Source organism: Actinoallomurus sp. NPDC050550, from assembly GCF_040655075.1.
GTDB lineage: Bacteria > Actinomycetota > Actinomycetes > Streptosporangiales > Streptosporangiaceae > Actinoallomurus.
Genome location: NZ_JBFAJC010000043.1, coordinates 16882 through 37862 on the forward strand (window position 1 = coordinate 16882; position 20981 = coordinate 37862).

At 71.5% G+C, this 20981-nt stretch carries 17 protein-coding genes; 9 read left to right on the plus strand and 8 right to left on the minus strand.

Annotated features, from left to right (window positions below; all coding sequences use genetic code 11):
* The first annotated feature begins 134 nt into the window (after window positions 1-134).
* Window positions 135-1913, plus strand: a complete 1779-nt coding sequence (locus AB0I04_RS39925) for a PQQ-binding-like beta-propeller repeat protein (protein WP_360897221.1) — start codon at window positions 135-137, stop codon at window positions 1911-1913.
* Window positions 1914-2013: 100 nt separating this feature from the next.
* Here the strand turns inward: AB0I04_RS39925 and AB0I04_RS39930 are convergent, their stop codons facing one another.
* The 3 genes from AB0I04_RS39930 to AB0I04_RS39940 form a co-directional block, all read right to left on the minus strand.
* Window positions 2014-3135, minus strand: coding sequence for a glycosyltransferase (locus AB0I04_RS39930; RefSeq protein ID WP_360897223.1), 1122 nt, complete (start codon window positions 3133-3135; stop codon window positions 2014-2016).
* A 68-nt stretch (window positions 3136-3203) separates the two neighbouring features.
* Entirely contained in the window at window positions 3204-4472 is a 1269-nt protein-coding gene (locus AB0I04_RS39935) for a nucleotide sugar dehydrogenase (RefSeq protein WP_360897225.1), read from the minus strand.
* Between the two features lie 13 nt (window positions 4473-4485).
* Window positions 4486-5931: a glycosyltransferase family 4 protein gene (locus tag AB0I04_RS39940; RefSeq protein WP_360897227.1), complete on the minus strand. Its 1446-nt coding sequence runs from the start codon at window positions 5929-5931 to the stop codon at window positions 4486-4488.
* A 50-nt stretch (window positions 5932-5981) separates the two neighbouring features.
* Between AB0I04_RS39940 and wecB the strand changes: the two genes are divergently transcribed.
* The 3 genes from wecB to AB0I04_RS39955 are packed head-to-tail and all read left to right on the plus strand — an operon-like array spanning window position 5982 to window position 9944.
* Window positions 5982-7049 carry a UDP-N-acetylglucosamine 2-epimerase (non-hydrolyzing) gene (gene wecB, locus AB0I04_RS39945; RefSeq protein ID WP_360897348.1) on the plus strand — a complete coding sequence of 356 codons (1068 nt, stop codon included), beginning with the start codon at window positions 5982-5984 and terminating at the stop codon, window positions 7047-7049.
* The gene (locus tag AB0I04_RS39950) at window positions 7042-7716 is read left to right on the plus strand and encodes a hypothetical protein (protein WP_360897229.1); all 675 of its coding nucleotides are present in this window, start codon (window positions 7042-7044) and stop codon (window positions 7714-7716) included. The genes wecB and AB0I04_RS39950 overlap by 8 nt, the downstream gene beginning before the upstream one ends.
* Entirely contained in the window at window positions 7713-9944 is a 2232-nt protein-coding gene (locus tag AB0I04_RS39955) for a glycosyltransferase (RefSeq protein ID WP_360897231.1), read from the plus strand. Before AB0I04_RS39950 ends, AB0I04_RS39955 begins: the two co-directional genes overlap by 4 nt.
* Here the strand turns inward: AB0I04_RS39955 and AB0I04_RS39960 are convergent.
* From AB0I04_RS39960 to AB0I04_RS39970, 3 genes are all read right to left on the minus strand, one after another.
* Window positions 9874-10980: an acyltransferase family protein gene (locus tag AB0I04_RS39960; protein WP_360897233.1), complete on the minus strand. Its 1107-nt coding sequence runs from the start codon at window positions 10978-10980 to the stop codon at window positions 9874-9876. The genes AB0I04_RS39955 and AB0I04_RS39960 overlap by 71 nt on opposite strands.
* A gap of 113 nt (window positions 10981-11093) precedes the next feature.
* Window positions 11094-12512 (minus strand): LCP family protein, encoded by a 1419-nt coding sequence (locus AB0I04_RS39965; protein ID WP_360897235.1) that lies wholly within the window; start codon window positions 12510-12512, stop codon window positions 11094-11096.
* A gap of 43 nt (window positions 12513-12555) precedes the next feature.
* Window positions 12556-13278: a TIGR03089 family protein gene (locus AB0I04_RS39970; RefSeq protein ID WP_360897237.1), complete on the minus strand. Its 723-nt coding sequence runs from the start codon at window positions 13276-13278 to the stop codon at window positions 12556-12558.
* On the opposite strand from AB0I04_RS39970, the gene AB0I04_RS39975 reads away from it, so the two are divergent.
* Genes AB0I04_RS39975 through AB0I04_RS39985 form a run of 3 tightly spaced genes read left to right on the plus strand, consistent with a single transcriptional unit; the run spans window position 13277 to window position 17546 of the window.
* Window positions 13277-15415: a hypothetical protein gene (locus AB0I04_RS39975; protein ID WP_360897239.1), complete on the plus strand. Its 2139-nt coding sequence runs from the start codon at window positions 13277-13279 to the stop codon at window positions 15413-15415. The genes AB0I04_RS39970 and AB0I04_RS39975 overlap by 2 nt on opposite strands.
* Window positions 15416-15469: 54 nt before the next feature.
* Window positions 15470-16366, plus strand: a complete 897-nt coding sequence (locus AB0I04_RS39980) for a glycosyltransferase family 2 protein (RefSeq protein ID WP_360897241.1) — start codon at window positions 15470-15472, stop codon at window positions 16364-16366.
* Window positions 16367-16400: 34 nt separating this feature from the next.
* Window positions 16401-17546 carry a glycosyltransferase family 4 protein gene (locus AB0I04_RS39985; protein WP_360897243.1) on the plus strand — a complete coding sequence of 382 codons (1146 nt, stop codon included), beginning with the start codon at window positions 16401-16403 and terminating at the stop codon, window positions 17544-17546.
* On the opposite strand, the gene trxA is transcribed toward AB0I04_RS39985, so the two are convergent.
* The gene (gene trxA, locus AB0I04_RS39990) at window positions 17547-17876 is read right to left on the minus strand and encodes a thioredoxin (protein ID WP_345440502.1); all 330 of its coding nucleotides are present in this window, start codon (window positions 17874-17876) and stop codon (window positions 17547-17549) included.
* 148 nt (window positions 17877-18024) lie between these two features.
* Window positions 18025-18972 (minus strand): lysylphosphatidylglycerol synthase transmembrane domain-containing protein, encoded by a 948-nt coding sequence (locus AB0I04_RS39995; protein ID WP_360897245.1) that lies wholly within the window; start codon window positions 18970-18972, stop codon window positions 18025-18027.
* 83 nt (window positions 18973-19055) lie between these two features.
* Here AB0I04_RS39995 and AB0I04_RS40000 point away from each other — a divergent pair, with 83 nt between their 5' ends.
* Window positions 19056-19763 carry a class I SAM-dependent methyltransferase gene (locus AB0I04_RS40000; RefSeq protein WP_360897247.1) on the plus strand — a complete coding sequence of 236 codons (708 nt, stop codon included), beginning with the start codon at window positions 19056-19058 and terminating at the stop codon, window positions 19761-19763.
* 87 nt (window positions 19764-19850) lie between these two features.
* On the plus strand, window positions 19851-20978 hold the full coding sequence (locus AB0I04_RS40005) for a glycosyltransferase family 1 protein (RefSeq protein WP_360897249.1): 1128 nt from the start codon (window positions 19851-19853) through the stop codon (window positions 20976-20978).
* The last annotated feature ends 3 nt before the right edge of the window (window positions 20979-20981 follow it).

Sequence of the window (20981 nt, forward strand, 5' to 3'; positions counted from 1 at the left end):
TGTGATGCGCCCGAACCCCGTACCCTCGGAGCCCGGGAGGTCGGTCGGGGCTGGTTGGTCGGGAAGACAGAGCAGGTCGGTCGGGGCCGGTTGGTCGGGAGGACACGATTGCCCGGCAGACACACCATGGGGAGGTGGTCACGGTCGAGTCCGTGCGGAGCCGCAGGCAGGTCATCACGAGCGCCCTGACGGCCCTGCTGGCCGTGATCGTCGGTGGGGTGCTGGCCGACCATTTCGTCCTTCAGGCGGAGTGGTGGCAGGTGAACCGCACCGTGACGCAGGCGCCGCAGCCGCCGCTGGGCGACCTCGGGCCGCCGGCGACACCGGTTACCACGAGCTGGCAGCTGAGCACGCCGGTCGGCGACAGCGACCTGCCCGCCTACGACCGGGTGGCGTACTCCATCGTCGACGGCCAGCTCGTCATCGTGTCCGGGCACGGCCTCGACGTCCGGGACGCGCGTACCGGTGAGGAGCGGTGGCACTACTACCGCGCCGAGTGGTCCATGCTCGGCTGGGCGCGCACCGGGCAGGTGCTCGTCGCGTACCTCGAACGGACCGGGCACCGCGGCAACCGCCTCATGGTGGGCCTGGACGCGGTGCACGGCACGCTGCTGTGGCGGCAGCGGGGCGACGTGCCCTCCGTGATCGATCGGACCACGCTGCGCTGGCCGGCCGCCGGCGGTGTGGTGTTCGTCACCGAGGACGGGCGGCACACGCTGTACGGGCGTTCGGCCACGACGGGGCGGCGGCTGTGGACCAAGCGGCTCCCGCACGGCTGCCTGCTGCCCGAGGCGGTGCCGTACGCCTCGGACAGCAGCGAGAGCATCGCGGCGTTCAGCATCGACTGCGGCGCGCGCGACCGGGTCCTGGTCGTCGATCCGCGGAAGGGCGTGACGAGGTTCACCGTCCTCACTCGGAACACCGCGCGCTCGGCGATCGCGGTCGGCGGCGACGTCACGGTCGTCTTCGACGGATCGTCGCTGCAGGCGTTCGACGGGCGGGGGCACCCCTTCCTGCGCCGCGCCGGTCAGGACGTGTGCCACAACATGTGCCCGGTCGCGGTGACCGCGGGCCATCTGCTCGTCGCCTACGAGACCGGGCAGCGGTCGGAGGACGCGACGCCGACCCGCCGCCTGGAGTCGGTGGACATCGCGACGGGCGCGTCGTCCTGGTATCGGGACATGCCCGGGTACACCGCCCTGTCGGTCGCCGGCGGCCTGGTGTACGGGCTGCGGTCGCGGCTCGCCGATCCGCTGCTGCCCGCCGGGGTGGACGTCATCGATCCGGTCAGCGGGAACGGCACCACCGTGCCGATCCCGGTGGTCCTGCGGGCCGGCCTGGACGGCGTCCGGCCCTGGCTCGCCGCAGGCGGAGGGCTGCTGTACGTCGCCGCGCCGGCCGCGCGCCCGCGCCCGTTCGGCGCGGCCCGGCTGGTGGCACTGCGCGGCGGGATGCGTGGCGAGGGACCGCCGGAGCTCGCGGGCGTCCCGCCCCATCGGTGGCCGGACGCCTGCTCCCTGCTGCCCAAGCGCGACCTGCCGCACGGCTACGCTGGCGAGCCGACGCCGGCGACCGTCGACGGCCTGCGGCTCCCCGCGGGCTGCACGTTCCGGCCGCACCACGGCCACGGGCGGGACTCCGACGGGCCGCAGCGGGAGACGGGCGTCCTGTCGGTCACGGTTCAGTGGGTCGCCGCCGATACCCGCACCGCCGAGGCGCTGTTCGGGGCGGCCCGTGACACCCAGAACGGCACGCAGGTACGGGCCGGGGACCAGGCGTACGCGACCGGTACGTCATCCGGAACGGTCGTGATGCGGGTCGGCAGCACGGTCGTGACCGTCAGCTCCGGGCTGCCCGACACGGCGACGCGGCTGGCAGCGGTGGTCGCGGCGCGGCTGCGCAGCGCCGCCTGATACGGCGACGCGGCTGGCGGTGGTGGTCGCCGCGCAGCTGCGCAGCGCCGCCTGACACGCGGCGGGACGGCGCTCTTCGATCTCCGACCGACCGGCAGCCTCAGACCACCCGGGGCGACAACTCGGTCGCCGTGTCGGTGGCGGAGTGGGCCCAGTCCTCGAGCTGGGCGACGAACAGCCGCGCCTGCTCGGGCCAGTGGAAGCGCGCGCGGGCGGCTTCGTGCCCGCGTTTGCCCATCTCCAGCCGCATCGCCGGATCGTCGCGCAGCCGCCGGACCGCCGCGGCCGTCGCCTCGGGATCCTCGAACGGCACGACGAGGCCGCAGTTCGCGTCTCCGACGATGCGGGCGGCGATCGGGTTGGGCGTGCTGATGACCGGGATGCCGCGGGCCATGTACTCGACGACCTTCGTGGGCATCGAGTGCCGGTAGTTGGGCGTGTCGTGCAGCAGGGACAGGCCCGCGAGGGAGCCCTCCGCCATGCGCAGCGCCCGGTCGTTCGGCACGAACCCGTACCAGCGCAGGATCCCCTCGCGCTGCGCGTCGCGCAGCAGCGGCCGTACGTCGGCGTCCGCGCCGCCGATCAGGTCGAGCATGATGCCGTCGGCGTGCACCAGGCGGGCCAGCTTGATCAGCTCGCTCACGCCGCGGGCGAACGACAGCTGCCCGACGTAGATGATCCGGTCGTCACCGGGCGGGGCGGGCGGCGCGTCCGGCACGTGGGTGGTGTTGGGCACCACCGGGTGCGGCTGGCGGAACCGGTCCTGGTACCCCTCCTCGGCCAGCAGCAGCTTCAGCCGCCGTTCGGCGCGGCGCTCCATCCGGCGTACGGCGAACCGCAACGGGATCCGGAGGGGCGCGGGCAGCCAGCCCTTCGCGCCGAGCGCGGCCGCGGTGTCCTCGTGCACGTCCCAGACGGTCCGCGAGCGCAGCCGGTGCGGCACCGCGAGCAGCAGCTCCGGGTCGTGCAGCAGGAGGATGTCGGCCTCCTCCGCGTGCGCGGCGAGGGTGCGGCGGGCCTGGCGCAGGGCGCGCAGCCGGTTCCGGCCGGTCGCCCTGGGCACGTCGAGCGGATCGATGTCCGGCCAAGGCGCCACATTGCACGCCCGAAAGGGCGCCACATAAGTCACGTCGTGGCCGGCGTCCAAAAGCGCGCGGATCTGGCGGTGCAGAATTCGCGCGTCCTCAGGATGGTGCACGACGGTGCACACGAAGATCCGCATGGTAATCACGTCCCCCGGACTCTCGCGTGCACAGACGAATATTCGGTGAACTCCATAAGGCGATCAGGTCACAGGAGCTCGACGCGTTCGGCGGCGGTTTCCTCGACGCGGCGGGTGGTGCCGCGAGTGTCGAACAGCAGCCGCGCGTGCCGGGTGAGGCTCTCGGCGTCGTACTCCTGGTGGTCCGTCACGACGATCACGAGGTCGGCCTCGGCGAGCGCCGTGTACAGCACGCGGGCGCGCGGGATGTCCTCGCCGTCGACCTCCCAGGCCTCGACGTGCGGGTCGTGGAAGCTCAGGTCGGCGCCCAGCTTCCGCAGCCGTCGGGCGACCGGACGCGCCGGCGACTCGCGCTGGTCGGCGATGTCGGGCTTGTACGTCACGCCGAGCAGGAGCACCTTGGCGCCCTTCATCGCCAGGCCCTCGCGGTTGAGCAGGGCCTGCGAGCGCTCGACGACGTAGCGCGGCATCCGGTCGTTGATCTCCTGGGCGAGCTCGACGAACCGGAACGGGTACCCGAGGGACCGGACCTTGTAGGACAGGTAGTTCGGGTCGATCGGGATGCAGTGCCCGCCGACGCCGGGGCCCGGGTAGAACGCCTGGAAACCGAACGGCTTGGTCGAGGCGCAGGCGATCGCGTCCCACAGGTCGATGCCGAGCTCGTGGCAGAACACGGCCATCTCGTTGACCAGCGCGATGTTGACGTGCCGGTAGGTGTTCTCCAGCAGCTTGGCCATCTCGGCCTCGCGCGTGCCCTTGGCCTGCACGACCTGGTCGACGAACTTGCCGTAGAACGCGGCGGCGGCGTTGGCGCAGGCCGGCGTCAGGCCACCGACGATCTTCGGGGTGTTGCGGACGCCGTAGACCGGGTTGCCCGGGTCGATCCGCTCCGGGGAGAAGGCCAGGTGGAAGTCCTCGCCCGCGACCAGGCCCGACTCCTCCAGGATCGGCCGGACGACCTCCTCGGTGGTGCCCGGGTAGGTCGTCGACTCCAGCACCACGAGCGTGCCCGGGTTCAGGTGCCGGGCGACCGTCTGGGAGGCGGACCGGACCGCCGTCAGGTCGGGGCCGCCGTCGTTCGACAGCGGCGTGGGCACGCAGATCACGATGGTGCGCGCACCGTCGAGGATGTCCTCATCCCGCGTCGGCGTGAAGCCGGCGGCGAGCATCTGCTCGGCCTCCTCGGCGCTCACGTCGTCGACGTGCGAAAGGCCGGCCTTGAGCCCGGCGACGACACGCGCGTCGCGATCCAGCCCGCCGACCCGGAGGCCGGCGCGGGCGGCCTCCCGCACGAGCGGGAGGCCGACGTAGCCAAGTCCGATGACCACCAGATCCACCAGGTGGCTCCCTTCACGATGCTGCGGAGGCGATGTCACGGTAGGCGCCGAGACAGCGGGCGGTGACGGCCCGCCAGGTGCGGTTCGCCGCGACCCATTCTCGGGCCGCGTGTCCGATTTCGCCGCGTAGCTTTGGACTGTAAATCAGCTGGTCGAGGCAATTCGCCCAGGCTTCCGCGTCTTCCGGAAGAGTTAACGTGCCGGTCACGCCTGGTTCGATGATTTCGCGAATCGCCTTGACATCACTTGCTATTACTGGGAGTCCCCCTGCCATCGCCTCCAGCGGTTTCAGCGGAGTCACCAACTGGCACACCCGGTCCGCCCTTCGCGGGACCGCGAAAACATCGAGGACTGCGTGATACCGACGTACCTGATCGACCGGCACCCGGCCAGTGAAGATCGCCGGGACCTTGAGCTCGGCGGCGCGGCGCTCGAGCGCCGGCCGCTCGGGGCCGTCGCCGACGAGCAGGAGCGTGAAGTCGCGCCGCAGCGCCGCCGCCTCGATGAGCGTGTCGATGCCCTCGAAGCCGTAGAACGTCGAGGTCAGGCCCACGACGACGTCGTCCTTGGCGATGCCGAGGTCGGCGCGCAGCTTCCCGCCGTCCGGCAGGGGCTGCAGGAAGCCGTCGTCCACGGCGTTGGGCACGACGAGCACGTCGCCGACGCCGCCGCGTCCCTGGATCTCGGCGCGCATCGCCTCGCCGAGCGTCACGACCAGGTCGGCGTCGCGCATCCGGGCGGTCTCGAGCTCCCGGGAGAGCCGGTAGAACTCATCCTCCGTCGACCGCGCCGGGTCGCGCGACAGCCAGGAGTCCTCCAGGAAGCCGCGGACCTCGTAGACCACGGGCAGGCCGTACCTGCGCCGCAGTTCCAGCGCGACGGCCGCGTTGAGGTGGTTGCTGGCCGCGTGCAGCACGGTCGGCCGCAGCTCTTCGACGAGGCGTCCGGCCAGGTCGGCGGCCTTGCGCACTTCCTGTACGGGTCCCGTCGGCGGCAGCCAGGGGAGCAGCCGGTGGTAGGGGATCCCGTCGACCTCGCACGTCGCCCGCGCGTCCCGGATGCCCTGCGTCAGCGGGTACCCGAGCCGGGTCACGACGTGCGGGTCCAGGCCCAGCTCGCGCTGGGCGGACACGATCCGGTGCGTCCGCACGGTGTACCCGGCCTGCGTGCGCGGCAGCGCGTTCGTGACCAGGTGCAACACCGTGTTCCCGCTGGTGCCGGGACGCGCGGCCTGAGGCCGCGCCTCTGCCGCGTCGGCCAGCAGCGCGCGCAGGTCCTCGGTCTCGCGGTCCTGGCGCTGCGGGGCCGGTGCGGCCAGCGCGCGGTACCGCGCGCGAATTCCGGCGGGCGCCACGCGAAGAGCCAGCCGTACGGCCAGCCGGACCGCCCGTCGTGGATCGGCACGGGCGTGCCGCCACGCCAGCACCGTCCAGAAATAGATCATCTTGGCCACCTGCATGGCGGGCGAGGTTAGGGATCGTCCGTGAACGAAAGGGAAACGCAACAGTGATCGCGCATGTCCTCGGTGCCCGGCCGAACTTCGTCAAGGCGGCACCGGTGATCGCCGCGCTGTCCGAGACGGGACGCGAGCAGCGGGTGATCCACACGGGTCAGCACTACGACGAGCGCATGTCGGAGGTGTTCTTCCGGGAGTTGGGCCTGCCCGAGCCCGACGTGAACCTGGAGGTCGGCTCCGGGAGCCACGCCGTACAGACGGCCGCGATCATGGTGGCGCTGGAGAAGGAGTTCACCGAGCGTTCACCCGAGCTCGTCATGGTGTACGGCGACGTGAACTCCACCATCGCCGCCGCGCTCGTCGCCGCCAAGCTCCACATCCCGGTCGCCCACGTGGAGGCGGGACTGCGCAGCTTCGACATGACCATGCCGGAGGAGGTCAACCGCCGGCTCGTCGACCAGCTGTCGAACCTGTGCTTCGTCACCAGCCCGGAGGCCGTCGGCCACCTCGCCGCCGAAGGGGTCGCGGTGGACCGGGTCCACTTCGTGGGCAACCCGATGATCGACACGCTGCTCGCCCACCTGGACAAGTTCGACACCGAGGCCGTGCGGCGGTCGTACGACCTGCCCGAGCGGTACGTCGTCGCGACCCTGCACCGGCCCGCGAACGTCGACGACCCGGCGGTCGCGGCCGGGCTGGTCAAGCGGCTGCACGAGATCGCCGAGCTGGTGGACGTCGTCATGCCGGTGCACCCGCGCGGCCGGAAGGTGCTCACCGAGGCCGGGCTGGACGCCCACCCGCGCGTGCGCCTGCTCGAGCCGCTCGGCTACGTGGAGTTCGTCGCGGCCGTACGCGGCGCGGCGGCCGTCGTCACCGACTCCGGCGGCGTGCAGGAGGAGACGACGATCCTCGGCGTGCCGTGCCTCACCCTCCGGCCCAACACCGAGCGGCCGATCACGATCACGCACGGCACCAACCGGCTCGTCACCGCCGACGACGTGGTCCCGGCGGTCGCCGAGGCCCTGGCCGCGGGGCGCGGCGAGCAGGAGCACCCGCCGCTGTGGGACGGCCACGCCGGACCGCGTATCGCCCGCGTCGTGGAGGGATATCTCGGTGGCTGACCGGCAGGTTGCCCGGCTGAAGGCGGCTCTGGCCGACCGCGAGGCCCGCGTCCAGATCCTTGAGGCGCGGGTCGCGGCCCTGGAGGGCTCGACCTCCCTCAAGGTGGGGCGGGCCGTCACCGACGCCGCCCGCAGCCCCGGCAAGGGCGTCGTCCAGCTGCCGCGCGAGCTGTACCGCATGTGGCGGCACCGGGGCGCGCCGAACGTCGTCACGTCCGTCGACGCGCGCGAACGGCCGATGTTCACCGCGCGCGACGAGGACCGGCTGATCGCCGCGGCGCCCGCGACGGGTCTCGTGGTCGCCGGTGTGCTGGGCCCGGCCGCGACCGAGGCCCTGGAGGAGGTCGCGCACGTCGTGCCGCTGATGCCGCACGACGCCGCCCTGGTCCTCGACACGACCGACGTCGACATGGTGATCGTGGACGCGGCCGCCGGGGAGCCCGGCGGGCCGTGGGCGTACCTGGGCGTCCCGGGCGTGCCCGACCGGGACCGGGCGCTGCTCGCGTTGCTGGGCGTGGCCCGCGACCGGGGCCGTCCCGTCGTGCTGGCCGGTACCGCCCCGGCGATCGCCGGATTCGGCTGGGACGCCACCGTGCCGCCCGGCACGCCGATCGCCGAGGCGCTGCCGGGCCTGTGCACGCGGTTCGGCATCGAAGATCTCTCATGACCCTGCGAGAAGGAGAACGCGTGCGCGCTCTCGTTTACGGCGACGTCGATCTGAACCTCATCGACGGGTCGGCGATCTGGGCCCAGGGGATGGTGCAGGCGCTGCAGGTCGCCGGCGTCGAGGTGACGTTGGTCCTCAAGGCCCCGGTGAAGACCGGACGCCTCGTCGACCCGCTCGAGCGGCTGTCCGGAGTGACCGTGCGGCGCCGGCCCGAGGACGCGACCACCTCGCTGACCGTCGAGGAGGCCGCGGGCCTGCTCACCGAGCTCGACGCCGAGGAGTCGTACGACCTGGTGGTGGTGCGCGGCAAGCGGCTCGCCGTACGCCTGACCGCGACGCCCCTGGCCGGGCGGCTGTGGACGTACCTCACCGACGTGCCGCAGACCGTCGCCGAGCTGGACGGGAAGACGCGCGGCGAGCTGGCGGCGGTCGCCAAGGCGTCGCGGTTCCTGCTCTGCCAGACCGAGGAGCTGCGCTGCCACCTGGAGGGCGTGCTGCACAAGGCGGCGGGCAAGTGCGTGCTGTTCCCGCCGGTCGTCGCGCTGCCCGAGGGCCTCGAGCCGGCCGCGGAAAAGACGCCCCACCGGCCGCTGAAGCTCGTCTACACGGGCAAGTTCGCGCCGCGCTGGAACACCTACGAGATGACCGCGCTGCCGCGCCGCCTGGCCGCCCGCCGGATCGACGCCGAGCTCCACATGATCGGCGACAAGATCCACCACGACAAGAAGGACCCCGGCTTCTCCCGCCGCATGCGCGTGGCCCTGGAGTCGACGCCCGGCCTGACGTGGCACGGCGGCCACCCGCGCGCCGAGGCCATGCGCGTGTCGGCCGGATGCGACATCGGGCTCTCCTGGCGCCACCCGGAGCTCGACGCCAGCCTGGAGCTGTCCACCAAGGTCCTGGAGATGGGCGCGCTCGGCCTGCCGGTGGTCCTCAACCGCACGCCGATGCACGAGAACCTCCTCGGCGCCGACTACCCGCTGTTCGCCGCGACCGAGGACGACGTCGTCGACGTGCTGGCGGAGGTGACCGACCCGGAGGTCTACGCGCTGGCCCGCTGCCGGTGCCTGGACGCCGCGAAGGCGTTCTCACTCGACGCGGCGGCCGGCCGGCTCCGCACGTACCTGGGGCAGGCGTTCCCGCCGCCGCTGCGCGAGGGGTCCGAGCGCCCGACGCGCGTCGTCGTCGCGGGGCACGACCTGAAGTTCTTCACGCGGCTGCTCGACCACTTCGGCTCGATCCCGGACGTCGAGGTGCGCGTCGACCGCTGGCCCGCCCTCGGCACCCACGACCCGAAGGTCAGCGCCGAGCTGGCCGAGTGGGCCGACGTCATGATCTGTGAGTGGTGCGGGCCGAACGCCGTCTGGTACACCGAGTGGCGCAAGAAGCACGGCCGCCCGGACCAGCGGCTCATCGTGCGGCTGCACCGCTTCGAGCTGTACGGCGCGTGGCCGGGTCGGCTGGACATCGATCTGATCGACCAGGTCGTCTGCGTGAGCCCGTCGTACGCGGAGCTGACCCGCAAGATGACCGGCTGGCCGGCCGAGAAGATCATCGTGATCCCCAACTGGGTGGACGTGGCGCAGTTCGACCGGGCCAAGCTCCCGGGCGCGCGGTTCCACCTCGGGATGATCGGCATCGCGCCGTGGCGCAAGCGCCTCGACCTGGCCGTGGACGCCCTGGAGGAGCTGCGGCGGGAGGACCCGCGGTTCACGCTGTTCGTCAAGTCGAAGCTGCCCTGGGATCTGCCCTGGATCTGGAACCGCAGCGAGGAGCGCGAGGCGTACGAGGGGCTGTTCCGGCGGATCCGGCGCTCGCCGCTGCTGGCGCGTTCGGTCGTCTTCGACCCGTCCGGGCCGGACGTCGCCGCGTGGCTGCGCCGCATCGGCTTCGTGCTGTCCACCAGCGACGACGAGAGCTTCCACCTGGCGCCCGCCGAGGGCATGGCGTCCGGGGCCGTCCCCGCGCTGCTCGGCTGGCCGGGCGCGGACACGATCTACGACCGGCGCTGGATCCACGAGTCGCCGTCCGCGATGGCCCGGGGCATCGCCGCGATCGTCGCGGAGGGGCGCTGGAACGACGAGAGGGCGCGGGGCCACGCGGAGCTCGCGCGGTCCTACGCCCTCGATCTCGTCGCCGAGCGGTGGGTGGAGCTGCTCAGGCCTTCTGCGGACGCCGTAGCGGCACGAACGCCCACGACATATCCGGCTCAAGCGCCCAGTGCATGACCTTGCGGACCGGCGGGGTGCAGAGCAGCGTCGCCAGCACCGCGCCGGCCGCCGCGGTCCCCAGTACGCCCGGGATGGTGTGCAGGAACGCCGCGTCGTACCAGCCCATGTACTCCATCCCCTTCGTGAAGAAGCCGTGGAGCAGGTAGGCGTACAGCGTCGCGCCGCCCAGGCCGGTGAACCACGTCTCGCGGGTCGGCACAAGTGACAGGAACGCCGCCACCAGGACGGTCGCCGCGGTCATGAGCCCGAGCCGCATGGCCGAGCCGGTGAGGTTGTCGACGTGCATGACGGCGTTGCCGCTGCGCCAGTACACCCACTCGGTGGTCATGCGCCGGTCCGCGACGAAGAGGACGAACGCGAAGCCGACGACGAGCGTCAGCGCGCCGAGCACCCGCGCCTTCCGCTGCTTCAGCAGCTCGAAGTGCTCCGGCTTGAGCATCAGACCCAGGACGTAGAACGGCACCAGGCCGAACACGCGGTTCATCTCCAGGTCGTCCGGCAGGTCGCTCATGCCCGCGAGCACGGAGACGCCCACGGCGACCGCGACCGGCCACCGGATCTGCTGCCAGACCGGCGTGGACAGACGCCACAGGAACAGCGCCATCAGGAACCAGGTCAGGTAGTACGGGTCGAGCAGGCTGATCTCGAAGCTCGAGTTGCCGACCGCCCAGTGGTACGTGGAGTACGCCGTCTCGAAGACGACGTAAGGCACGCCCAGGTTGGTGATCAGCTTGCGGGCCTTGCCTCCGGAGAACGTGAAGTTCCGGGAGAAGTAGCCGGTGATCACGATGAACACCGGCATGTGGAACGTGTAGACGAACAGGTAGAGCGCGTGCGCGACGCGAACGTCGCGCAGGTCCACGATCGAGTGGCCGGCGACGACCAGCACGATCGCGAGGAACTTCGCGTTGTCGAAGAACGGATCCCGCCGGCGGCGCGGCGGAGGCGGGGTCTCGTCGCGTACGACCGGCAGATCAGGGGTCGTTACGGGGCCCTGCGGGCCTTCGGCGGAGTGCGTGATGGGTGTGGTCATCGATTCCAGAGATGTGGGGCTGGCCGTCCGGGTCGAGAATCGACCATACAGACAGTCAGCGGCACATGCAGGGCGACGCCCGAACTCTCAGCGGGCTCTCAGCTACAGCGCGTCTACGACTTGTCCGCGCAGGGGTCCGCCGCGGCGTTCACCGCGCCGGCCGAGGTCGAGGCGGGAATGTTCGACGACCCCGCGCTCTTCAGGCCCTGCCAGTCGGGTCCCAGGACGAGGTCCACGGTCCCGGCCGGGGTGTCCTGCCCGGCTACGGGCTTGGCGCCCGGGACCACCTGGGCGAGCGCGGCGGCCTGCTGGTCGGCGCCGGCGCCGTAGAGCAACTCCGTCTGGCTCGGCTTCGTGCCGGTGAAAGTGCCGACCTTCCCGACCTGGTACCCGCGCTGGGTGAGCTGGTCGCCGGCCCGCCCGGCCAGACCGGGAGTCGTCGTGGCGTTGAGCACCCGGACCTTCACCTGCGACGGCTGGAGCTTTACCTTCTTGACCGGCGTCTCGGCCTGCACCTTGTTGTCGTTGCGGATCGCGGAGAACAGGTTGTTCGCGTCCGGCTGCTTCCAGGCGAGGCGGTTCGGGTCGGGGGGGTAGAGCCCCCACGGCACGGTGATGAACTGCACCTTGCCGGCCGACATGCCCTGCACGCTGCCGGCGACCTTCTTCATCTCGTCGACCGTGAAGTCCTTGTCGGTGGTGACGGACTTCGTCATGGCGTCGAGGAAGCTCAGCAGCTTCGACGGGTTGGTCAGCGTGCCGTTGCTCGTGGCCTTCTTCACGACGGCGCCGAGGAACTTCTGCTGGCGCTTGATGCGGCCGGTGTCCGATCCGTCACCGAGGCCGTGCCGCATGCGGACGTACGCCAGGGCCTGCTCGCCCTTGACGATGTGCCGCCCGGCGCCCAGGTACAGCTTGCTCGACTTGTCGGCGACGCGCTTGGGCAGGCAGATCTGCACGCCGTCGAGCGCGTCGACGACCCGCTTGAACCCCGAGAAGTCGACCTTGACAAAATGATCGATGCGGATGCCGGTCAGCGTCTCGATCGTGTGCCACGTGCAGCCGGCGCCGCCGTTGTTGAACGACTCGTTGATCATTCCCAGGTGCGCCGGGATCGTGTGACCGCTGGTCGACTTGCACTGCGGCAGTTGCACCATCGAGTCACGCGGGAAGCTGATGCCGAGGGCCTTTCCGCCGCCCGGCGACAGATGCAGCAGGATCATCGTGTCGGAGCGTTCGCCGACGTCCCGGCCGTACTTGGCGTTCGCGCCGTTCCGCTGGTCCGAGCCGATGAGCAGCACGTTGAGGGACTTGTTCAGCTTCGGCGGCCGCTTGCCGCCCAGCTGGGCGGCGACGTCCTCGTGCTTGATGTTGCCCTCGAGTTTCCGGTACGCCGCGTAGGCCGCGAGACTCGTGCCGACGAGGACGACCGCCATCGCGATCGACGCCCAGCCGATGACGCGCCACCACATCCCCCGCTTCGGCGGGGTACCGGACGTGTAGTCCTGGTCGAGGTACTCGTAGCTGATCATCGGCCTCATAGGCTAGGGGTAGGGCGCGGAACGGTCGATCCGGTCAGATCACGGAAGTCACATGTTCTACGGCGATTCGGCGTTCCAAGCTTGATCTGTCGAGGTTTTGGCAGATTATTACTGATCCGTCGGAGGTCAAGGGGCCGAGCAAACCTCTAAGGATTCCTTGAGGTGTGTCGAAGCCCACAGTAGTGAGCACCCGAGCACTCTCCGGCGTGCCCAACGCCCGGGCCTCGGCCACGAGTTCCGGCCCGGTCAGGGTCCGGTCGGCGAACTCCACCGCCGGCGCGTCCGGGTCGAGGACGCCCCCTGAGAAGCGGTCGCCGTACGCCCGGACCTCTACGGCGTAGTCGGTGACGCCCGGCGGGCAGTCCGCCAGCGGCGCGCCGAGCGCATGCAGCGACAAACCGACCACGTCAGCGGTCGTGTCGGCCGCTTCGGCCAGCCGAGAGGGCCCCGCCGCTACGATGTCGGCGTCGCCCGGGATGGCGCCGTCGCCGACCGGCACCACCGTCAGCCCGGCCGACCAGCACGCGAACAGCCAGACGGCGGTCTGCCAATGCCCCGGAAGGGCGAGGGCCACTCGTCCGGACGGTACCGCAGCGAGCCCGTCGACCAGCAGGTTCGCGGTCTTGGCCACCCAGTTGTCGAACGTCTTGACAGACAATTCGACACGCTCACCGGTGGCGTCGTCGTAGAAGGTGACGAGCGGACGGGACGGATCGGCGGCCAGCGCCCCGCGCAGGAGCTCAACGGGATGTGACATGAAAGTGAAGATTACGGCCACCCGGGCTCCCGGCTCGCGCGACCGTTACTCTCCGGACTCGATGGACGACATCGACGGGGGGCCCGGGGCATCCCGGGCGGACCTCCTTCTCGCACGCCTCACCGTCGCCCCGGTCCTCCTCCTGGTCTCCTGGCTGGTGGTCGGGCTGCCGCTGCTGATGGCAGGGGTGTTCCGGCCGTGGACCGCGATCCCGCTGTTCGCCGTGGTCGCGGGGGCCGCGCTGACCTTCGGCCTGCGGGCGGTCCGGCCGGCCGGCCGGACCCCGGGCCGGTTCTCCTGGTGGCCATTGGTGGGCGTCCTCGTGGTCGCGGTGGCGTTCGGCGCACTGCAGCTCGTGATGTGCTCGCAGCAGATCGTCGTCCGCCGGGACCCGGCGTCGTACTTCAACTTCGCGACCTGGCTGGAGGGCCACGGATCCCTGCCGATCCCGCAGATGCGCTGGGCGTTCGGCGGCGGGGACGGCGCGCTGACGTACGGCAGCCCGGCGTTCTACCAGCGCGGCGGCGTCCTCGTGCCGCAGTTCATGGCCGGGATGCCGCTGATCGTGACGCCGGGCGGCTGGCTCGGCGGCCCGTACGCGACGCTGGCGATGATGCCGCTGATCGGCGCGCTGGCCCTCATCTCGTTCGCGGGCGTGGCGGCCCGCCTCATCGGCCCCCGGTGGGCGCCCGTCGCCGCGCTGGCGCTCGGGCTCACCTGGCCGATGATGATGGTCTCCCGGTCGATCTACAGCGAGACCGGCGCCCTCATCTTGATGTTCGGCGGCCTGGCCCTCACGCTCGACGCCCTCCGGTCGGGCCGCCGCCTGCCGGCGCTGATCGGCGGGCTGGCGCTCGGCCTGGTGATCCTCGTGCGCATCGACGGCATCCGCGACGTACTGCCGGTGCTCGCCTTCGCGGGGCTGCTGCTGGCGCTGCGGCGGCGCGCCGGCCTGCCGCTGCTGGCGGGGCTGACGGTCGGCGTCGGCGCGGGCCTCCTCGAGGCCGTCGTCTTGTCCCGGCCGTACCTGCACTACCTCGGCGCGTCGCTGCGCCCGCTCGTGTACATCGCGGCGGCGGTGGTCGTCGCCACCGCTCTCGCCAGCCTGGCGATCCGCCGCTGGGGGCTGCCGGACCTCACCCGCTTCCGGCTGCCGGACCTGGCCGTCCCCGCGACCTTCGCGGCGCTGGCCTTCTTCGCCGCCCGCCCGATGTTCCAGATCGTCCGGCGGGTGCCGAACAACACCGACGACCGGGTCAACGCGTCCTTCATCGCCGCGCTGCAGCGGACCGAGCACCTTCAGCTCGATCCGAACCGGCAGTACAACGAGCTGAGCCTGCACTGGGTGGCGTGGTACATCGGCGTTCCCGCCGTCCTGCTGGCCGCAGTGGGCCTCGCCCTGGTCCTGCGCGGCCTCCTGCGCCGGCGCCGTACCGACTGGCTGCTGCCGTACGCCCTCATCGTCTGGACCACCCTGGCGACCCTCTGGCGGCCGGGCATCACCCCGGACCAGCCGTGGGCGAGCCGCCGCCTGATCGGGATGGTCATCCCGGGCCTGCTGCTGTTCGCGCTGTGGGCCGTCGCCTGGACGGCGCGCCGCGTGCGGAGGCTCCGCCCCGGGCGTCTGCTCTGGGCCGGGAGGTCGGTCGGGGTCGGTTGGTTGGGGGTGGCTCTCGCTACGGTGGGTGCGCTCCTCATCATGGTGCCGACGGCGATCGCCTCGGCGCCGATGACGTTCACGCGGACCGAGGAGCGCGAGGTCTCCCAGGCCCGCGCGATGTGCGACGCCATCGGCCCGAACGCCTCCGTCCTCATCATCGAACGCGTCACCGGCGACCGGTTCACCCAGCTGATCCGTGGGATGTGTCACACGCCCGCCGCGCGCGTGCGCGTCCTCCCCGGCTTCAAGACCGCGCCGAACGAGGACGTGATGCGGGTCGTCCGGAAGGTCGTCGCGGCGGGCCGCCGACCGGTTCTGCTCGGCGCCGACGGGTCCGACGTGTCGCCGTACGGGCCGGCCCGCCGGGTCTTCCACATCCACACCCGTCGCGACGCGAGCACGCTGGTGACGGCTCCGCAGGGTACGTGGTCGCTCACGATCAACGCCTGGATGAGCGATCCCATGTACAGAGGGTGAACAGTGCGTACGCTAAGAACCGTGGATCGGACTGGGCGACTATCCTCGCCGGGCGTGACTAACACGCCCCATGTGACGATCGTCCTGCCGTGCTACAACGAGCAGGACCACGTCATCGACGAGGTCGAGCGCATCTGCAAGGCGATGGACGCCAGCGGACACACGTACGAGCTGCTGGCCGTCGACGACTGCTCGACCGACCAGACACTGGCCCGCCTCGAGGAGGCCGCGCCGCACTACCCCAACATGCAGGTGGTGCCGTTCCACCGCAACGGCGGGTCGGGCACCGTGCGGCGGATCGGCTCCCAGCAGGCCCGGGGCGACATCGTCGTGTGGACCGACGCCGACATGACCTACCCGAATGAGCGGATCCCGGAGCTGGTCGACGTCCTCGACCAGGACCCGACGGTGGATCAGGTCGTCGGCGCCCGCACCACCGAGGAGGGCACCCACAAGTTCCTGCGGGTGCCGGCCAAGTGGTTCATCCGCAAGACGGCCGAGGTGCTCGCCGGGCAGAAGATCCCCGACTTGAACTCCGGTCTGCGGGCGTTCCGCAAGGACGTCGCCGAGCCGTACCTCAAGTTGTTGCCGCCCGGGTTCTCCTGCGTCACGACGATCACGCTGGCGTTCCTGTCGAACCAGCACGACGTCCGCTACGTGCCGATCGACTATTCCAAGCGGGCCGGCAGCTCGAAGTTCCACTTCGTGCATGACGCCTACCGCTACATCCTGCAGGTGCTGCGGATGGTGATGTACTTCAACCCGCTGAAGGTTCTGATGCCGCTCGCGCTGTGGCTGCTGGGGCTGGGCGTGGCCAAGGGCGTCCTGGACATGGTCCTGCACCCGCTGCGGTTCGCGATCAACACTGTGCTGATCTTCGTGACCGGGTTGATCATCGCGTCGATGGCGTTGCTGGCGGACCTGATCGTGCGATCGCGGGGAGACACGTGAGCCGGAGCGACGTGACGGGGAGGCGGGGCCGACCGTGAAGATCGCGATCATCGGTCCCGCGTTCCCGTACAAGGGCGGCGGCGCGCACCACACCACCGAACTGGCGCACCGGCTGGCCGCCGCCGGGCACGACGTCACGCTGGAGTCGTGGAAGGCGCAGTACCCCTCCTTCCTCTACCCCGGCGAGCAGACGATCGCGACGCCCGAGGGCGAGCCGTTCCCCGGCACCCGGCACGCGCTGGCCTGGTATCGCCCGGACGGCTGGCTGCGCATCGGCCGCCGGCTGCGCTCCCAGGACATCGTGATCCTCGTCGTGCTCTCGCCCGTGCAGGTCCCGGCCTATCTCGGCATGCTGATGGGCCTCGGCTCCCGCGACGGCAAGGGCCCGCAGGTGATCGCGTTGTGTCACAACGTCCTGCCGCACGAGCGCAAGCCGTACGACGTGCCGCTCATGCGGCGGCTGCTGACGCGCGCCGACGGCGCGCTGGTGCATTCGGCGCAGCAGGCCCAGCTCGCCCGTGACCTGGCACCCGGCACCACGGTACGCACGGCGGTGCTGCCCGCGCACCTGCCGACGCCCCCGCATGGGACGCCCATCGTCACGGGCGCGCCGGAGGGCCCGTGGAACCGCCTGCTGTTCTTCGGCATGGTCCGGCCGTACAAGGGCCTGGACCTGCTGCTGCGCGCGCTCGCACGGGTGGACGACGTCGCGCTGACCGTCGCCGGGGAGTTCTGGGGCGGTGCCGACGAGACCCGCGCGCTGATCTCCTCGCTCGGGCTGGGGGAGCGGGTGGAGCTGCGACCCGGCTACGTCCCGGCCGCCGAGGTGCCGGAGCTGTTCGCCCGGGCGGACGCCCTGGTCCTGCCCTACCGCACCGCGACGGCCTCCCAGAACGTCTTCATGGCCTACGAGCACGACGTCCCGGTCATCGCGACGCGCGCCGGCACCCTCGCCGATCATGTTCGCGAGGGCGTCGACGGCGTGCTGTGCGAGCCCGACGACGTCGACTCGCTCACCGACGCGCTGCGCCGGTTCTACACGCCGGGCGAGCCGGCGCGGCTGCGGGCGGGCGTGCGGCCCGTCGACTCCGAGCCGCACTGGGCCGCCTATCTGGAGCAGCTCCTCACGGCCGGGCCACTCGTCGGGAGCGGCGCCGGCGGCGAGGAGCGGTCGGCGTAGTCAGGCCCCGATGTGCGGGGTGATCGCCTTGAGGAGGGCGCGCTTCGGCTTGGCGCCGGTGATCTGCTCGACGACCTCGCCGTCCTTGAACAGCAGGAGGGTCGGCAGCCCCATGACGTTGTACTTGCCCGGGGTCGCCTGGTTGTTGTCGTAGTCGAGCTTGGCGATCTTCAGCTTGCCCGCGTACTCGGAGGCGATCTCGTCGAGGACCGGCGCGATCATGCGGCACGGGCCGCACCACGTCGCCCAGAAGTCGACCAGGACGGGCGTGTCGCTCTTCAGGACATCCTGGTCGAACGTCGCGTCGGTCACGGTGATGGGCTCGGCCACGGGAGCCATTGTCTCTCCTTCCGGTACGCCGCACGTGCGGCGTCGGTCAACACCGAACACAAGGCCGGTGGACCTGGCGATATTCCAGCGGGGAGAGGCTAGTCGACCGCGCCCGCCCAGGGGGTGATCCGGCCGGGCGGGTCGGGGGTCAGTCGACCGGGCCGGCGACCGGCTCGGCGTCGTCCTCGACGAGGACGGGGTGGCGGGTGCCGAGGAGTACGGCGGCGCCCGCCCACGCCAGGTCGGCGACCGTGAGGACGACGCGGGAGGCGAGCGCGACGACCAGGGGCGCGCCGGCCGCCGGCAGGACGGGCCCGAGCGTCACGGTCAGCGCGGCCTCCCGCACGCCCACGCCGCCGGGCGCGATGACGATGATGAACCCGGCGGTGAACGCCAGGGCGTACGCCCCCGTGGCGAGGAAGAGGCCGTGGCCGCCGGCCGCCCGCACCAGCAGCCAGGTGTGCGCGCCGAACAGCAGCCAGCCCAGTGCCGTCCACGCGACCGAGACGGCCATCGTGCCGAGCCCGGCGGTGCGGGCGAGGGGCTGTCGGCGGGCCAGCCGGAGGGCGCGGTTCAGCGCGAAGGCCAAGACGCGCGGATGCAGCATGGCCAGGAAGATCGGCGCGAGGACGAGCAGCCACCAGTAGCGGCGCGTCGCGTCCGGCGAGGTGAACGGCAGCGTCACGGTGGCGACCGCGCACCCCGTGGCGATCGTCGTGGCCATGGACAGCACACCGGCGCTCGCGCCGCGCTCGCGCGGCACGTGGTGCTCCTTGGCGAGCTCCATCTGGGCGACCAGCGCCCACACCGACCCGGGGATGTACTTGCCGAGCTGCGACACGAAGTAGACGCGGACCGCCGCCCGCAGCGGCAGCGGCGAGCCCAGGCCGCTCAGCAGGCGGCGCCAGGCGAGCATCCACGCGCCGAGCCCGAGCACCCCCGCCAGCAGCGCGGCGCCGACGTACGGCCAGGACAGTTCGGTGACCGCGCGACGGGTGTCGTCCCAGCGGGAGAACAGCCCGTAACCACAGAAACCCAGCGCGACGACGACCAGGGCGACGCGCGCGAGGCGGCTCGCTCGCAGGCGGGAGATCACCTCGCCAGACTAGTCGGTACGTACTGGTGAACACTCGGTGATCAGCGGGTACGCACTCCGGGAGGGGCCGTACAGTGAGGCCGATGAAACTCAATGACGCGAAGGCCTTCGTCGGCCATCAGGTGCACGTGTGCCGCTTCCGCGAGGCCGGGACCCTGCTGCGGTGGATGGGCGACGACCTGCGCGGCAAGCGGGTCCTCGACGTGGCCGGCGGCGACGGCTACTGGGCCGGGCAGGCCCGCAAGCGCGGCGCGCACGCGGTCTCGATCGACCTGGCGCGCGGCAAGATGCTGTACGGGCAGACCCTGAAGCACCCGCCGGCGCTGATCGAGTGCGACGCGCTGCGGCTGCCTTTCGTCGACGGCAGCTTCGACGCCCTGCTGTCGGTGTGCGCGATCGAGCACTTCGACGACGGCGGCAAGTCGCTGGACGAGATGTCGCGGATCCTCAAGCCCGGCGGCGAGCTGTTCATGTCCGCCGACGTGCTGAGCCGCTCGCGCGAGTGGCCGAAGCTGCGCGAGGCGCACTGCGCGAAGTACCACGTCCAGCACACCTACACGCATGAGAGTCTCGGGGAGCTGCTGGGCGACCGCGGCATGGAGCTCGTCGAGTACTCCTACCAGTTCCGCAGCCGCGCGACCGAGCGTCTCTACCTGTCCCTGTCGGCGTACGGCGGCCGGATGGGATTCAACGCCGCAGCGCCGCTCACGCCGCTGGTCGCGCTCGCCGACAAGCGGAGCCCCAACGACCGCGGCAGCATCGTTCTGATCAAGGCGCGCAAGAAGGGTTGAGATCCCCCTGTCGACGATCGATCGGCGTAGGCTTCCGATCGGGGAGTGATCCCGACCGCATCGGCACCTAACGGAGGGGGCGACACCGTGGTGCCTCGTGTGCTTGTCGACGCGACCGCCGTGGCCGCCGACCGTGGCGCGCTCGGACGCTACGTCGACGGGCTGGTCGGCGCGCTGCACAGCGCGGACGCCGATCTGGCCGTCGTCTGTCAGCGGTCGGATGAAGAGCGGTACGGAAAGCTGGCACCGAAGGCGCGGGTCGTCGCCGGCCCGACCGCCATCGCGCACCGCCAGGCGCGCCTGTCCTGGGAGCAGACGAGCCTGCCGTTCATCGCGCAGCAGGTCGGCGCGCAGGTCATCCACGAGCCGTACTACTCGATCCCGCTGCGCCCGGGCGTGCCGATCGTCGTGACCGTGCACGACATGGCCTACTTCACCGACCCCGAGGCGCACAATCCGCTGAAGACGACGTTCATCAAGTCGGCGACGCGCACCGCGGTGCGGCGCGCGACCCGGGTGATCGTTCCGTCGAAGGCGACCCGTGACGAGATCGTCCGGCTGCTGGGCGCCGACCCGACCCGGATCGACGTCGCCTACCACGGCGTCGACCACACGATCTTCCATCCGCCCACCGAGGAGGAGCGGCGGCGCCTGTCCGACCGGCTCGGCCTGCACGGGTACCCCTACATCGCGTTCCTCGGCGCGCTCGAGCCGCGCAAGAACGCCCCCAATCTCATCCGCGGCTGGGTGGAGGCCGTGGCGGACCTCGAGCGCCCGCCGGCGCTGGTCCTGGCGGGCAGCGGGGGATGGGACGACGAGCTGGACGCCGCGCTCGCCGACGTGCCGTCCCGCCTGCGGCTGATCCGGCCGGGCTACCTGCCGTGGCCGTCGCTGCCGGGCTTCTTCGGCGGGGCGTTGACCGCGGCCCTGCCGAGCCGGGGCGAGGGATTCGGCCTGCCGGTCCTGGAGGCGATGGCCTGCGGCGCGACCGTGCTGACGACCCACCGCGCCTCGCTGCCGGAGGTGGGTGGCGACGCGGTCGCCTACACCGAGCCCGATGCCGACGGCATCGCTGCGGCGCTGCGCGCGCTGATCGACGACCCGGAGGGGCGGGGGCGACTCGCCGAGGCGGCGCACGCCCGTTCCCGGGATTTCACCTGGGCGGCGTCCGCGGAGGCCCACATGGCGGCCTACCAGCGCGCCGTCGAACAGTAGGGT

Excerpts from the sequence above, each read along its gene's own strand:
- AB0I04_RS39930 (WP_360897223.1), bottom strand. The coding sequence starts at position 3,135 with ATGCGGATCTTCGTGTGCACCGTCGTGCACCATCCTGAGGACGCGCGA.
- AB0I04_RS39940 (WP_360897227.1), bottom strand. The coding sequence starts at position 5,931 with ATGCAGGTGGCCAAGATGATCTATTTCTGGACGGTGCTGGCGTGGCGG.
- AB0I04_RS39955 (WP_360897231.1), top strand. The coding sequence starts at position 7,713 with ATGACCCTGCGAGAAGGAGAACGCGTGCGCGCTCTCGTTTACGGCGAC.
- AB0I04_RS39960 (WP_360897233.1), bottom strand. The coding sequence starts at position 10,980 with ATGACCACACCCATCACGCACTCCGCCGAAGGCCCGCAGGGCCCCGTA.
- AB0I04_RS39965 (WP_360897235.1), bottom strand. The coding sequence starts at position 12,512 with ATGATCAGCTACGAGTACCTCGACCAGGACTACACGTCCGGTACCCCG.
- AB0I04_RS39975 (WP_360897239.1), top strand. The coding sequence starts at position 13,277 with ATGAAAGTGAAGATTACGGCCACCCGGGCTCCCGGCTCGCGCGACCGT.
- AB0I04_RS39970 (WP_360897237.1), bottom strand. The coding sequence starts at position 13,278 with ATGTCACATCCCGTTGAGCTCCTGCGCGGGGCGCTGGCCGCCGATCCG.
- AB0I04_RS40000 (WP_360897247.1), top strand. The coding sequence starts at position 19,056 with ATGAAACTCAATGACGCGAAGGCCTTCGTCGGCCATCAGGTGCACGTG.